A 14,083-nucleotide genomic window follows, 5' to 3' on the forward strand; every position below is an offset into this window, starting at 1 on the left:
AATTTCAATCCGAGGTGCAGAAATGGGAAAAGAATTTGTAAAAGATATCACTGCCATGGACGTTGATTTTGCGCAGTGGTATACCGATGTCGTCACAAAGGCCGACTTAATTGATTATTCCAGTGTCCGGGGGTCGATGATTATCCGACCGTACGGATACGCCCTATGGGAAAATATCAAACAGGAACTGGATGCACGAATAAAAGAAACAGGGCATGAAAATGTGTATATGCCGCTGTTTATTCCAGAAAGCCTGCTCCAAAAAGAGAAGGACCATGTTGAGGGGTTTGCTCCGGAAGTGGCCTGGGTCACCCAGGGCGGATCCGAGCCGCTGGCAGAACGACTCGTTGTCAGGCCGACCTCAGAGGTGCTGTTTTGCGAGCATTATAAAAATATTATCCATTCCTACAGGGATTTGCCCAAGCTTTATAATCAATGGGCGAATGTGGTGAGATGGGAAAAAACGACCCGGCCGTTTTTGCGGACGCTTGAATTCCTGTGGCAGGAAGGGCACACTGCCCATGCTACTGACGAAGAGGCCCTCCAAGAGACGATCAAAATGCTGAATGTGTACGCGGATGTTTGCGAAAACGTACTGGCCATTCCGGTAGTTAAGGGACAGAAAACCGAGAAGGAAAAATTCGCAGGGGCAAAGTTCACCTATACGATCGAAAGCCTGATGCATGATGGTAAAGCCCTTCAGGCCGGCACATCCCACCATTTCGGCGATGGTTTCGCAAAGGCATTCGGAATCCAGTACACTGACAAGGATGGAAAGCTTCAATACGTGCATCAGACATCGTGGGGATTCACAACAAGGATCATTGGTGCGATGATCATGGTCCACGGGGATGACCGCGGTTTGGTCGTCCCACCAAAAGCTGCCCCGGTCCAGTTGATGATCGTTCCGATTGCCCAGCATAAGGAAGGCGTTTTTGATTTCGCATACGACCTGAAAGAAAGGCTGTCCGGCATTGCCCGGGTTGACATCGACGCGAGTGACAAAAAACCGGGCTGGAAATTCAACGAATATGAGATGAAGGGAATTCCACTGCGCCTGGAAGTCGGGCCGAAGGATATCGAACAGGGCCATGTGATACTCGCAAGGCGGGATACTGGCGAAAAAATCACGGTGCCTCTTGAGGATCTTGAAACGAAAGTCCCGGCAATACTCGAACAGATCCAGCAGAACCTGTTCGATAGAGCAAAGCAGCATCGCGAAAATAAGACATCGATTGCAAAGGACTTATTGGAGCTTGAGAATATCCTTGAAAAAGAGCAGGGCTTCATAAAAGCAATGTGGTGCGGGGACCGTGAATGCGAAGATAATATTAAAGAAGAAACTGGTGCAACCTCAAGATGCATGCCATTCGACCAGGAAGCTGTTTCAGACAAATGTGTATGCTGCGGCAGGAAAGCCGACAAGCTGGTTTATTGGGCGAAAGCATACTAAAAAAGGACCCTCTCCCGCTAAAATGGGGAGAGGGTTCTTAACTGCGAACATTTTTTACCGTTTTATATAAAAAATAGGCTAAGCAATCTATTATACTGTAAATAAATCCCTATGTTTGATATAATTGTATCTAATAATAAAGGAGGGATTTACTATGAAAGCAACCGGTATTGTTCGGAAAACCGATCAATTGGGCCGTATTGTCATACCTAAGGAAGTAAGGAAAAAGTTTGAAATCAATGAGAATGACCCCTTAGAAATTTTCGTAGACGAAGACTCCATCATCCTCCAGAAATACTTGCCCGACAAAACCTGTATGGTAACAGGCATAGTCAGCAAGGATAATCTCATGCTTGCCGGTGGCAAAATCACATTAAGCCTTGAAGGGGCCGAGCATTTAATGAACGAAATTAAAGCTTCTTTTTCAAAGCAGCCATGATAAACGAATAAAAACGGCGTTCCATGAACAGGAACGCCATTTTTTTATTCTAAATTGTCTCGTACCATCGGCATGCTCATACAGCGAGGGCCACCGCGCCCTCTGGAAAGCTCAGAGCTCAGGACTTCGATTACCTCGACACCATGTTCACGCAAATGCTGGTTTGAAACATAATTCCGATCATATGTCACGACCACGCCAGGGGCGATTGCGAGTGTATTGGATCCGTCATTCCATTGCTCCCTGGCTGAAGCGATTTCATGGCCGCCTCCACATGGAATCATTACGATTTCCTTCAAGTTCAGAACTTCCTTTATTGTTTCAGTTAAATTATTTCGATGCGAAATAGCCAATTCTTCAGGATTGGATCCCTTTTCCAATATATATATGTTCATGTTTCCGCCAGCCCCCATCATACCAGGATGATAGGTGAATTTATCGTAATCTACCATTGTAAAAACGGTATCCAGATGCATGTACGCCCTAAGCTTCGGTATTTCAACCGCGATTACTTTCTTAATAGCATGCTGACCGGAAAAGGCGCGGCGGGCAAGCTTCTCAATCGCCTGTGCAGACGTCCTGGCACTAACGCCTATGGCAATCACTTCAGGTGACAATACGATCGTGTCGCCACCCTCAATAGGAAAGTATTCCTCACGGTTGTACAAACGCGGGATGTCTGCATTGCAAAATCTCGGATGATAGCGGGCAATGTAATCCATAAACAGGGATTCCCGCCTGCGTGCGCCTTCACACATTTTATTGATGGAGATTCCGTCGCCAATCACCGCCGCTGGATCACGGGTGAAATACAAGTTTGGCATTGGATCCAGGAAGAAAGGATAATAGTCTTCCATAAACTCATGCAGATGGCCTTTTTTATCCTCGCTTATTTCCGAATTCAATACCCCTTGCATAACGGTCCTGACAAGCTCTTCAGTTGAAAAGGAATGAAGGTATTCTTCCACTGTCTGCCTGGATCCGTTCAGGTTATTATTGCTTTCATCCAATATTTGCTGAATAAACGAATTGCGGATTTCATCGGAATGCAGGGCTTCAACAACCAGTTTTTCAAGATAGAGCACTTCGACGCCCCTCGACCTTAGTGCATCTGCAAAATAATCATGTTCTTTTTGTATCGCAGGCAAATAAGGAATATCATCAAATAAAAGATGCTCCAGATACTTTGGTGTTAAATTCTCAACCTCTTTTCCCGGCCGGTGCAGCATCACTGTTTTTAAATACCCAATCTCTGAATTTATATATAAGGGTGAATTCATATTAGTTTGATTCTCCTGTCTATTTATCTAGCGGACTATTTCCCCAGTCGTAGGAAGCTACCAAGCAAAACGCCAATTACTAACAGTTATATATACCCTAAAAATTGGTTTCAAACCTGGTATTGAATGGGACATTTTAGCCGATTGCGTACGTTAAGAAAATCGTCTGTGATAATTAAGGAAACTCGCCGATTGGAAGGATCCCGAAAGGTGCAGACAGAGGCATAGTTGCACTTTTGTTCAGACGAAGACTGGCATTAATATCCAGCTTCCTCCCGCTGCCCATTTACCTAACGTATAAAAAAAACGGCCCTAAACGGCCGCCTAAGTTAGCTGTCATATAACTGAACCATTTACTGCCCAGTATCGTTTGAGGGCCGGTCATCCTTTTCGGTCTTTTCCTCCATGACCGGTTTCTCCTTATCGCTATCCCCGTCGGAAGAACAGGCAGAAAGTGAGAGGGTCATGACAAAAGCAGCGAGCACTGCCTTTGGAATTTTTCGGTTGCCCATATTGAACCTCCATAAAATAAGTATTTTATTTTTCCCACTTACCCTAAATTGAATGCTTTTAAAATAGGAAATTGTTAAAAAAATACTGACATTATAGAAAACTGGTTGTCCTTCATATATGTACAACAGTCAAAAATATGATAAAGTGTAAATAATAGAAATGAATAATAAAGAGGACTTCAGCATAAACCTGTGTCCTTGTGAAAAAGACAAATGTATTCAAAACCAATACACTGCCTGCGGCGGAAGGAGGATTTTTATGTCCAGCAAAGTACTTGATCAATTTCTTCAGCAAAATCTTGAGGATCTAAAAGGAAAAGGCCTCTACAATGTGATTGACCCGCTTGAAAGCGCTAACGGTCCTGTCATCACCATCAATGGAAAAGAACTGGTGAACCTGTCATCAAATAATTATCTAGGGCTAGCAACCGATGAACGTCTAAAGGATGCTGCGTCTGCGGCGGTTATCCGTTACGGAGTAGGTGCCGGTGCGGTCAGGACCATTAATGGAACGTTAAAAATCCATGTTGAGCTTGAAGAAAAGCTCGCCAAATTCAAAAAAACAGAGGCAGCAATTGCTTATCAATCGGGTTTTAACTGCAATATGGCTGCAATTTCGGCTGTGATGGATAAAAATGACGCGATTTTGTCCGATGAGTTGAACCATGCGTCAATCATTGATGGATGCCGTCTATCAAGAGCTAAAATCATCCGGTTCAACCACTCCGACATGGCAGACCTGAGGGGAAAAGCGCGAGAGGCAAAGGAATCAGGCCAATATAATAAAATTATGGTCATCACTGACGGCGTTTTCTCCATGGACGGAGATATTGCAAAGCTTCCGGAAATTGTTAAAATTGCCGAGGAGTTCGATTTGATCACTTATGTCGATGACGCGCACGGATCAGGAGTCCTGGGGGGCGGTGCAGGAACGGTGAAACATTTTGGGCTGTCGGACAAAATCGATTTCCAGATTGGCACGTTGTCTAAAGCAATTGGGGTGGTAGGCGGCTATGTTGCCGGGAAAAAGCAGTTAATAGACTGGCTGAAAGTAAGAAGCCGTCCATTCTTGTTCTCTACCTCATTGACACCTGCCGACGTGGCTGCCAGCATCAAGGCTATAGAAATTCTTTCGGAAAGCACTGAGCTGAATGAACGACTATGGGACAACTCGAAATACTTAAAACAAGGCCTCCAGCAGCTTGGCTTTGATACCGGCCAAAGTGAAACGCCGATTACCCCTTGCATTATCGGCGATGAGGTGAACACACAGCAATTCAGCAAACGCCTAAATGAAGAGGGCGTGTATGCAAAAGCAATTGTGTTTCCAACGGTGCCAGCCGGAACAGGAAGGGTCAGGAATATGCCATCTGCTGCACATACGAAAGAAATGCTTGACCGGGCGCTTGCCGTTTACGAAAAAGTGGGCAAGGAAATGGGAATTATCTGATAAATCCCCGTTGCCAGACAGTAAGCCATATTACAAGTTTTCCAGTTCACGAGAATGTAGCTCAGCAGCACAATTGCTCCAAGCTTATGGGCAACGGATGAGTTTATGGATAAATTTGGAGGAAGTGGGGATCATGAAAAGAATTTTGATCACTGGGGCTCTTGGCCAGATCGGTTCGGAATTGACAGTAAAACTAAGGCACTTGTACGGCTCAGAAAATGTGCTGGCAACAGACATCCGCTCAAATGATAGTGAAGCGGCACAATCCGGCCCGTTTGAAATCCTTGATGTTACCGATGCCGGGGCAATGTGCGAGCAGGCACAGAAGCATAAGGCAGATACAATCATCCATATGGCAGCCCTGCTTTCTGCAACTGCAGAATCGAACCCTGTCATGGCATGGAACCTGAACATGGGCGGCTTAATGAATGCCCTTGAGGCAGCAAGAGAGTTTAATTGCCAATTCTTCACCCCTAGCTCAATTGGGGCTTTCGGTCCAACCACACCAAAAGACAACACACCACAGGATACACTGCAGCGGCCAACAACGATGTACGGGGTAAATAAAGTAGCTGGCGAGCTGCTTGCCGATTACTATTTTCACCGGTTTGGAGTCGATACAAGAGGCTTGAGATTCCCAGGATTGATTTCATACGTCGCGCCTCCAGGGGGCGGCACAACCGATTATGCTGTAAAAATTTTCTATGAAGCAGTGAAGAACGGCAGCTACACTTCATACATTGGCAAAGGCACCTTTATGGATATGATGTATATGCCGGATGCGCTGGAGGCGATCGTGCAGCTGATGGAAGCTGATCCAACAAGGCTGAAGCACCGCAATTCCTTTAATGTTACTGCGATGAGTTTTGAGCCTGGGCAAATAGCAGCTGAAATCAGGAAGCACGTGCCCGGGTTTACGATTGATTATGAAATAGACCCTGTCCGGCAGCGTATCGCGGACAGCTGGCCAAATTCAATCGATTCATCTGAAGCAACAAAACAGTGGGGCTTCAACACAAAATATGATTTGCAAAAAATGACAGCCGACATGCTTGAGAAGCTGAAGCTGAAACTTGGGCAGACAGCCAAATAAAAGGGCAGGGGGACAGAATAATGTTCTGTCCTTTTTCCTGCTGAAAAATAACAGATTTCTTTTAATTATTATAAAAAACTATTAAATTTACTTATCAATCAAGAGTCGGTATTCTCTTTATATATGAGTTTCGAACGGGGAGGAGATAAAAATGCAGGTTTTTGGAGTCATCATTGGATCACTCATCGTTGCCATTGCCTTTAACTTGTTTTTGATCCCTCACGAAGTGCTAAGCAGCGGGATGAGCGGAATCTCAATGATCATTGGAATGGTTACACCATTGGATACTGGGATTGCGAACTTTCTGCTTAATTTTCCTTTGCTGATCATTGGATATATGAAGCTGGGCAGGAAATTCATCAGGAATTCCATTTTATCTGTCCTCGTTATTTCCGTTGGATTGTACGTTTTCCCAGTGTTTCCTGTCGCAGACAACCCCATTTTATCGTCTATTTTCGGCGGAGTGGTGGCGGGGCTCGGCATCGGCCTGGTCTTCAGATGTGCTGGTTCCACTGGAGGATTTGACATTATTGGAATGCTGGTGGCGAGGAAAAGGGATTTCCCGCTTGGAGCGCTGCTTTCAGGCATGAACGCAGTGGTGGTAATCATAAGCGGCTTTCTCTTTAACTGGGATTCGGCTTTGAATACAATGGTATCGATATTTGTCACTGGCAAGGTGATTGATGCTGTGTACACTCATCATGTTAAACTGACATTGATGATTATCACTGAAAAAGGTGAAGAGCTGCGGCAGCATCTGCTGACGAATGTTTACCGCGGCATGACCGTACTGGATGGAGTAGGAGGCTACTCAAACGAAAAGCGGAATGTGCTGTTGACCGTCATTTCCAGGTATGAGCTGGCAGAGGTTAAATCATTAATTGCAGAAGTTGATCCTTCAGCCTTTGTAAATATAACTGAAACAATAGAAGTAATGGGATTGTTTTACAAACCGCAAACTTGACCTCAGAACTTAAGTAAAAACGAGTGCAAATGCCGGGGAAATCCAGGCTGTTGCACACGGAAAAAGGTGAAATCGCAATGATTTCACCTTATCTTTTTACATAAATGAGTTTGTCCTTTTTCTCTGTAACCTTGCCCACAATGGCTGCTTGAGCCAGGCCATTTCGATGGAGCTTTTCCACATATTGACCTGCTTCAGAACTATCGATTGCCACCAACAGGCCTCCGGATGTAATTGCATCACACAGCACAAGCTGTCCCTCAAAAGAAATTTCTTCGTAGGCAACTTCATTCTCGAGCCACTTATGGTTAGACTTTGATCCGCCAGGCACTATGCCTTGAGCGGCTAGCTCAAAAGTTCCGTCCAGAACCGGAACACTTGAAAAGCTGATTTCAAGGCTTACATTACTGCCCCGGGCCATCTCGCTGCCATGGCCGAGCAATCCAAATCCAGTCACATCTGTTACTGCATTTGGATTAAAATCCTTCAAGGCCTCGGCTGCAGATTTATTTAACAATGCCATCGTTTCTGTTACTGCAAGCTCCTGCTCCTCCGTCACCGCGCCGCGTTTAATTCCTGTTGTCAGGATGCCGACTCCGATTGGCTTTGACAAAACAAGCACATCACCAGGCTTGGCGCCGACATTCTTCCAGATTTTATCCGGGTGGGCTATGCCAGTCACGGACAGGCCGAATTTCGGCTCCTGGTCATCAACTGAGTGTCCGCCAACAGTGACCGCCCCTGATTCCTTCACTTTATCACCGGCACCGCGAAGAATTTCTGCGAGCATATCAGGCCCCAGTTTCTTCACAGGATAACCGACAATATTAAGGACCGTTTTCGGATCCCCGCCCATCGCATATACATCGCTCAATGCATTTGCTGCGGCAATCTGGCCGAACATGTATGGATCGTCGACGATCGGTGTAAAATAATCAACAGTCTGGATCAATGCCACTGACTCGGACAGCTTGTAAACTCCGGCATCATCAGATGTTTCGTGGCCGACCAGCAATTCAGGTATTGGTTCCTGCTTTGGTAAAAGACGCAAAACTTGCGTCAGGTCCTCTGGACTTATTTTACAGCCTCAGCCGGCTTTTGTTGACAATGTTGTCAGGCGAATTTTTTCTTGCTCGCTCAATTTCTCCACCTCCATAACCAAGTATACTCTTTATTATTTAGAAAAGCATCTCTATTGAACCATTATGTTTGCCTGCCCTCACAGTTTGCACTAAAATTACCTTGAAAAACGCAAATATCGGAAGGAGTCCAACTATGAGCAAGTACAAGGTAAAAATCGAATTTTGCATGATGTGAAACTACGCACCAAAAGCCGCGGGTCTCGCGGAAGATTTATTCACCCATTTCCGTTCAAATATCGAAAACATGGAGCTGGTTCCGATTTCCGGAGGAGCCTTCGAGGTAACCGTCAACGGGGAGAAGGTTTACTCCAAGCTGGATACTGGCGTATTCCCGGCTTCTGAAGAAATCATCTCGAAAATGGAATAATCCAATATGGATTGAAAGCGCCTGGCTGCAAGCCCGGCGCTTTTTTACATTTCATATATGGCTTGTTCAACAAAAGCACATAATAAAAAAACAGCTTGAATAGATTTAAAGGGGCAGCTTATCCAAATTTTTATAAGGGCTCCAAGCATATTGCACTGAAATGGCGGACTGATATGAATGAAAGGTTTTTTCAGAAAAAACAGCATAGTTCTGGCGGGAGGCACCATTCAGGGATTTGGGATGGGAGTCTTTTTGTTTCCGCACGCCATTCCCTCAGGAGGTGCAGGGGGAATTGCCGTACTCCTGAATCACCTGGTTGGGCTCAATATGGGCATCGCCCTATGGATCGTGAATTTTTCCATGCTCGTTCTGGCAGTCAGATTTTTAGGGAACCGGGTTGCGTTATGGACGATGGTGTCCATAACTGCAACCTCCTTTTCCATTTATCTTTTCCAGCAGGTATTGCATCTCCCTGATAGGATTATCTGGGTCGACCTGCTGCTCGGTTCGATATTTCTCGGGACGGGTATAGGGCTCCTGTTAAGGCAGGGTGTTTCAAATGGGGGCGTCGGCGTGATCGCCCTAATCATCTCATCCTCTAGAAACACACTGCCAGGCAAGCCGTTATTTTTGATCAATGGATTCATTTTCATCCTTACAGCGTCCGTCATCAGCTGGGATATCATTTTTCAGGCCCTGTTAAGCCAGTGGATATCCACAAAAATGGTCGACTATGTGTGCGGAATCGATTTTTACCAGGTCTATACGCTTGGCTGGAGAAAGAAATGAGCGGCTCTAAACGTACTTATAATGAACCCGCCCTTTTTTCTTGTTCCCTTCATCCTTAGCAACATGGATCATTGTTAACGCCAGAAGGCCTACGACAAGTGTCCAGGCGGCAATGACAAAAAACATGCCTGGCCGTGACCATTCCATCAGCCTTGTGAAAATCGGAGGGCCAATCGCAACCCCCAAAAACCGGACAGACCCATACAAAGATGTGACAAACCCGCGCTTTTCCTTTCCGACAGAGCCGGTGATAAGGCTGTTGATGCACGGGAGGACCAGGCCTGATCCAATGCTGCTGAGCGTCAATACAAACAGAAAAGGAACCAGTTTTTCCGTCATTGTCAGCAAGGCATATGAAATAGTCATCAAGACAAATCCCAAAACAATCAGGCGTTTCATCTGGTACATGTTTTTTCCAATCTTTGCACCAGTAATATAAGAAGTGATGCCCATTATAAGTAGAGGAATCGCGAGAATCATCCCTTTAATTACCCCGTCAATCTTATATGATTGTTCCAGCACGTCCGATAGATAAAAGAGGATCCCGAACAGGGTGAATAAACAAGTAGCCCCGGCTAAATAGGTTGTAAAAAGCCAGCGTCCTTGTTCTTTGAACACACTGGCCAAGCCGTGCACATAATTCGCGAACGGCGGCTGTTCTTTTTTGATCTTTTTTTCGTGCACGAAAAACCAAGTCAGCAATATTGACAAAATACAAAAGATCGGAAACGCAAAAAACGGGGCGTACCAAGTAATGAGAGCAAGCAATGACCCAAGTATCGGAGATAACACTTTACCCATCCCGTTCGATGCTTCTACAATCCCCAATACCCGGCTCTCTTCGCCTCCTTTGAACAGATCGCCAGTGAGCGCCATCGCAAGTGGTGCAGTACCGGCCGCCCCGATGCCCTGCAGTGTACGTCCGGTCAAAATCACTCCATAGGACTCAAACATGGACGCACCGAAGCCTGCAAGCAACGCTCCGGCACCATACAGAATAACGGCAGGTATGATGATTGCCTTTCGGGACAGACGGTCAGATAGATAACCGAGCACCGGTATGGACAATGCTGCGGCAATTGAAAAGACAGTAATTGTTAAACTGACTTGAAGCTGTGAAAGCTGCAATTCTGATTTCATAGCGGGCAATATCGGAATCAGCATCGAGTTGCCCAGCGTCATGATTAACGGGATCGACCCGATCGCTGCAATCGCCATTCCCTTATTTTGAGAAGCCAACTTCTATCACACATCCTTCATAATTAATGATGGCTTCATTTCTGGAACCTTTTTCATTTCACCATTAATGGAGGAGGAACCAGCCAGCCTTTTTCCTTGTTTATTTTTAAAAGTTTTGCGCCATATTCACTTTTCTTCGTATAAAACTCTTCATACATCGCAGCAATGTCTTCACGTATTGAAATTCCAGTGATATAGCTGGACAGGATTTTGCCTGCCATCAAATCTTTAGCTACCATTGAAGCAATTTCAGGATCGTTGAACCTTGCACCGGCCGGTATATCCTCTAGCTGGACCTCTGGCCTGGCAGGGGGCGCCGGGGGAATGCGGATCCCGTTCTGTGACAGGATCGCCTCAACCTGCTGTTCCTCCTGCTTAATGCAATTTTCCGACAGATCTCCTAAAAATATTTTCAAATCATGGTCGCCGGTGTGATTGGTAAATATCTGCAGTGTTACGAGAAAACCCTTTGTCGATAGTAAATGTGACCATAATGCGAACACTTCTCCTGAGTGTAGTGGCTCATCTTGCGGATTTCCGCTTAAAACTCCCATTTGTTTTTCCCTCCTGAAAAATTTCTCTTTGATAGTGTTTGTTGCGATTGCGAAATTATTACTCCAAATAAAATTTGGGCAGGGACATGAACGAACCTTTTTAACAGTCATAGGCTATTACGGACTGGAATATTTTAATATATCAAAAAATCTAAAGGACTGGTACAAGATGGCCGATAAAAAGCGATTAAGAATGCTTGTTAAACTATGTTGTATCTTTTTAATTGGCGGGTTGCTGTTGGCTGCCTGCAGCGATCAAAAATCAAACTCGGACACCATCGGGTCAAAAGATGAAACCACTGATGCTGAACATGCAGTCCGGATCGGGTACCAGAAAAATTGTCCGCTTTTAATTTTGAAATCGTTGGGAACGCTCGAAAAGCGGCTGAAAAAAATGGGCTATTCAGTTGAATGGAAAGAATTTCAGGCAGGACCGCCACTGGTTGAGGCTTTAAATGCAGGCAGCATCGATTTCGGCAGGACCGGGAACACGCCGCCTATATTCTCGCAGGCGGCGGGGGCGCCGTTCGTTTATGTGGCAGCCGGGAATTCGAAATTAGAAGGAAGCGGGATACTTGTGCCAAAGGATTCGCCTATAAAGTCACTGGAGGATTTAAAAGGAAAGAAAATTGGGTTTGCGAATGGATCGAGCTCCCATTATCTCGTTGTGAAGGCGCTTAAGCAGGCCAGCCTGTCTTACAGTGATATAACTCCTGCATTTTTACAGCCTGGAGATGCGAGGGTGGCGTTTGAACAGGGAAATATCGACGCATGGGCGGTATGGGATCCGTTCGTGGCTGCCACGGAAATCAATTCAGATGCCAGGCTTCTTGTGAACGGGGAAGGCATCACTACAGACAGGGACTTCTTTTTGGCCCATGAACAGTTTGCCAAGCACCACAAACCGGTTCTTGAAGCCATTATAGAGGAAGTAGACAATTCATCTGACTGGGCAAATTCGAATCACGACGCTCTTGTAAAATTGCTCGCTCCAGCGTTGAAGCTTGATGAAAAATCCGTTGCACAAGCGATTGACCGGCGTGTTTACGGTGTTGAAAAAATTAATGAAGAAATAATCGGCGAACAGCAGCAAATTGCTGATTTGTTTGCCACACTGAAAATCATCCCGAAAAAAATCGATGTTCATGAAGCTATGCCGAAGTGAAGAAAGGAGGGCATCCAGTGAAGACTGCCATAAAAGGAATCGGAAAACAACTGGTATCCTGGGGCATACCGCTGCTCCTTCTGGTCACCTGGCAAGTATTATCGAGGAAGGGAATTATTCCGGCGCGGATTCTTCCGGCACCAATCGATGTTTTCAAGGCCGCCATCGTGTTGTATCAAACGGGAGAACTGTTTGGCCATATTGCGATAAGCTTGAAAAGGGCCGTTACCGGTTTTTTAATCGGGGGGACAATCGGCTTTTTATTAGGGTTGTTTAACGGAATATCGCGCACATCGGAGCTTTTGTTTGACACTTCCATCCAGATGCTTAGGAACATACCCCATTTGGCGATGATTCCACTCGTTATTTTATGGTTTGGAATTGATGAAATTTCAAAAATATTCCTTGTGTCTCTCGGAGTGCTTTTCCCTGTGTATATCAATACCTACCATGGGATCAAATCCGTTGACAAGTCGCTTATAGAAATGGGGAAAGCATACGGTTTAAATGGTTCGGGGTTATTCTTTAAAATCATCCTGCCAGGAGCGTTGTCATCAGTATTGGTTGGTATCCGTTTTTCCCTTGGAGTCATGTGGCTGACACTGATTGTGGCCGAAACCATTTCAGCCCATGCCGGGATCGGCTATATGGCCATGAATGCGAGGGAATTCATGCAAATGGATATCATTGTTTTAAGCATTGTGTTGTATGCTTTATTCGGGAAACTGTCCGATGTGATTGCACGTTTCCTGGAAAGGAGATGGCTTGTGTGGAACAATTAGCGGCAAGAGAGACTATTATCGCATTTTCAACCATAAGGAGGGTAAAGGAATGTGCTCTGGATCCACTGGCATACATGTTCAATTGCAAGGAATTTGGAAATCATATGAAGACCGTGCAGTCCTGAAAAATATCGATCTTAAAATTTTACAAGGAGAATTTGTTGCGATTGTCGGCAAAAGCGGGTGCGGAAAGAGCACCCTGCTGCGACTGATTGCCGGCCTTGAAAAAGTGGACGGTGGAACCATTTTCATTGATGGCAAGCAATTGAAAAGCTTAAATAAAGCTGCCAGGATCATGTTCCAGGATGGCCGCCTTCTTCCGTGGAAACACGTCATCGCCAATGTAGGCCTTGGACTGGCAGGCAACTGGAAAGAGAAGGCAGTTTCGGCATTAAAAAGTGTCGGTCTTGAAGACCGTGGCAGACACTGGCCAGCAACCCTTTCAGGCGGACAGAAACAGCGCGTGGCTCTCGCCAGGGCGCTTGTCCATGAACCTGAACTGCTTTTGCTTGATGAACCTCTCGGCGCACTCGACGCATTGACAAGGCTCGAAATGCAGGCATTGATAGAATCCCTGTGGAATTTACGAAAAATCACTACCCTATTAGTCACCCATGATGTGGAGGAAGCCGTTGCGCTTGCGGACCGCGTCTTCATCATTGAGGAAGGTTCGGTTGTGCTGGACGTACCGATTAACTTGCCCAGGCCCCGGCAGAGGGCGTCATCCGGTTTTGCCGTATTCGTTGAAGAAATCCTGGATCATATTTTGAAACGGAACAAGGATAACGATTTGCAGCTTGCAGCGGAAAATTGATGAAAAGAATGGCCGTCAAAACCCGCGCTTCATAAAGGAA

General features: G+C 45.6%; 15 protein-coding genes. 10 read left to right on the forward strand and 5 right to left on the reverse strand.

Annotated elements, in window-relative coordinates; all coding sequences use genetic code 11:
- Nucleotides 1-22: 22 nt before the first annotated feature.
- A complete protein-coding gene (gene proS, locus CVD19_RS14705) occupies nucleotides 23-1,453 on the forward strand; it encodes a proline--tRNA ligase (RefSeq protein ID WP_101582851.1) in 1,431 nt (476 codons plus the stop codon).
- A gap of 154 nt (nucleotides 1,454-1,607) precedes the next feature.
- Nucleotides 1,608-1,892, forward strand: a complete 285-nt coding sequence (locus CVD19_RS14710) for an AbrB/MazE/SpoVT family DNA-binding domain-containing protein (protein ID WP_101582593.1) — start codon at nucleotides 1,608-1,610, stop codon at nucleotides 1,890-1,892.
- Nucleotides 1,893-1,936: 44 nt separating this feature from the next.
- Here the strand turns inward: CVD19_RS14710 and arcA are convergent, their stop codons facing one another.
- A complete protein-coding gene (gene arcA, locus CVD19_RS14715; RefSeq protein ID WP_101582595.1) occupies nucleotides 1,937-3,172 on the reverse strand; it encodes an arginine deiminase in 1,236 nt (411 codons plus the stop codon).
- Between the two features lie 353 nt (nucleotides 3,173-3,525).
- Nucleotides 3,526-3,684 (reverse strand): hypothetical protein, encoded by a 159-nt coding sequence (locus CVD19_RS24800; protein WP_180953635.1) that lies wholly within the window; start codon nucleotides 3,682-3,684, stop codon nucleotides 3,526-3,528.
- A gap of 259 nt (nucleotides 3,685-3,943) precedes the next feature.
- On the opposite strand from CVD19_RS24800, the gene CVD19_RS14720 reads away from it, so the two are divergent.
- The 3 genes from CVD19_RS14720 (at nucleotide 3,944) to CVD19_RS14730 (ending at nucleotide 7,191) form a co-directional block, all read left to right on the forward strand.
- Nucleotides 3,944-5,134, forward strand: a complete 1,191-nt coding sequence (locus CVD19_RS14720) for a glycine C-acetyltransferase (RefSeq protein ID WP_101582597.1) — start codon at nucleotides 3,944-3,946, stop codon at nucleotides 5,132-5,134.
- A 133-nt stretch (nucleotides 5,135-5,267) separates the two neighbouring features.
- The gene (locus CVD19_RS14725) at nucleotides 5,268-6,227 is read left to right on the forward strand and encodes an L-threonine 3-dehydrogenase (protein WP_101582599.1); all 960 of its coding nucleotides are present in this window, start codon (nucleotides 5,268-5,270) and stop codon (nucleotides 6,225-6,227) included.
- 151 nt (nucleotides 6,228-6,378) lie between these two features.
- The gene (locus tag CVD19_RS14730) at nucleotides 6,379-7,191 is read left to right on the forward strand and encodes a YitT family protein (protein WP_101582601.1); all 813 of its coding nucleotides are present in this window, start codon (nucleotides 6,379-6,381) and stop codon (nucleotides 7,189-7,191) included.
- 88 nt (nucleotides 7,192-7,279) lie between these two features.
- Here CVD19_RS14730 and selD read toward each other — a convergent pair whose 3' ends face one another.
- Complete coding sequence (gene selD / locus CVD19_RS14735; RefSeq protein ID WP_180953636.1) at nucleotides 7,280-8,347, reverse strand: selenide, water dikinase SelD; 1,068 nt, start codon at nucleotides 8,345-8,347, stop codon at nucleotides 7,280-7,282.
- Nucleotides 8,348-8,466: 119 nt separating this feature from the next.
- On the opposite strand from selD, the gene CVD19_RS25900 reads away from it, so the two are divergent.
- Complete coding sequence (locus CVD19_RS25900) at nucleotides 8,467-8,700, forward strand: Rdx family protein (protein ID WP_374702893.1); 234 nt, start codon at nucleotides 8,467-8,469, stop codon at nucleotides 8,698-8,700.
- Between the two features lie 177 nt (nucleotides 8,701-8,877).
- The gene (locus tag CVD19_RS14745) at nucleotides 8,878-9,489 is read left to right on the forward strand and encodes a YitT family protein (RefSeq protein WP_101582607.1); all 612 of its coding nucleotides are present in this window, start codon (nucleotides 8,878-8,880) and stop codon (nucleotides 9,487-9,489) included.
- Between the two features lie 6 nt (nucleotides 9,490-9,495).
- On the opposite strand, the gene CVD19_RS14750 is transcribed toward CVD19_RS14745, so the two are convergent.
- On the reverse strand, nucleotides 9,496-10,707 hold the full coding sequence (locus CVD19_RS14750; protein WP_101582855.1) for an MFS transporter: 1,212 nt from the start codon (nucleotides 10,705-10,707) through the stop codon (nucleotides 9,496-9,498).
- 74 nt (nucleotides 10,708-10,781) lie between these two features.
- Nucleotides 10,782-11,282: a DUF3231 family protein gene (locus CVD19_RS14755; RefSeq protein ID WP_101582609.1), complete on the reverse strand. Its 501-nt coding sequence runs from the start codon at nucleotides 11,280-11,282 to the stop codon at nucleotides 10,782-10,784.
- A gap of 169 nt (nucleotides 11,283-11,451) precedes the next feature.
- On the opposite strand from CVD19_RS14755, the gene CVD19_RS14760 reads away from it, so the two are divergent.
- Genes CVD19_RS14760 through CVD19_RS14770 form a run of 3 tightly spaced genes read left to right on the forward strand, consistent with a single transcriptional unit; the run spans nucleotide 11,452 to nucleotide 14,043 of the window.
- Nucleotides 11,452-12,447, forward strand: coding sequence for a sulfonate ABC transporter substrate-binding protein (locus CVD19_RS14760; protein ID WP_257985149.1), 996 nt, complete (start codon nucleotides 11,452-11,454; stop codon nucleotides 12,445-12,447).
- Nucleotides 12,448-12,464: 17 nt separating this feature from the next.
- Nucleotides 12,465-13,229, forward strand: a complete 765-nt coding sequence (locus tag CVD19_RS14765; protein WP_101582610.1) for an ABC transporter permease subunit — start codon at nucleotides 12,465-12,467, stop codon at nucleotides 13,227-13,229.
- 49 nt (nucleotides 13,230-13,278) lie between these two features.
- A complete protein-coding gene (locus CVD19_RS14770; protein ID WP_101582612.1) occupies nucleotides 13,279-14,043 on the forward strand; it encodes an ATP-binding cassette domain-containing protein in 765 nt (254 codons plus the stop codon).
- Nucleotides 14,044-14,083 lie beyond the last annotated feature (40 nt).

This window comes from Bacillus sp. T33-2, assembly GCF_002860205.1.
Classification (GTDB): domain Bacteria; phylum Bacillota; class Bacilli; order Bacillales; family Cytobacillaceae; genus T33-2.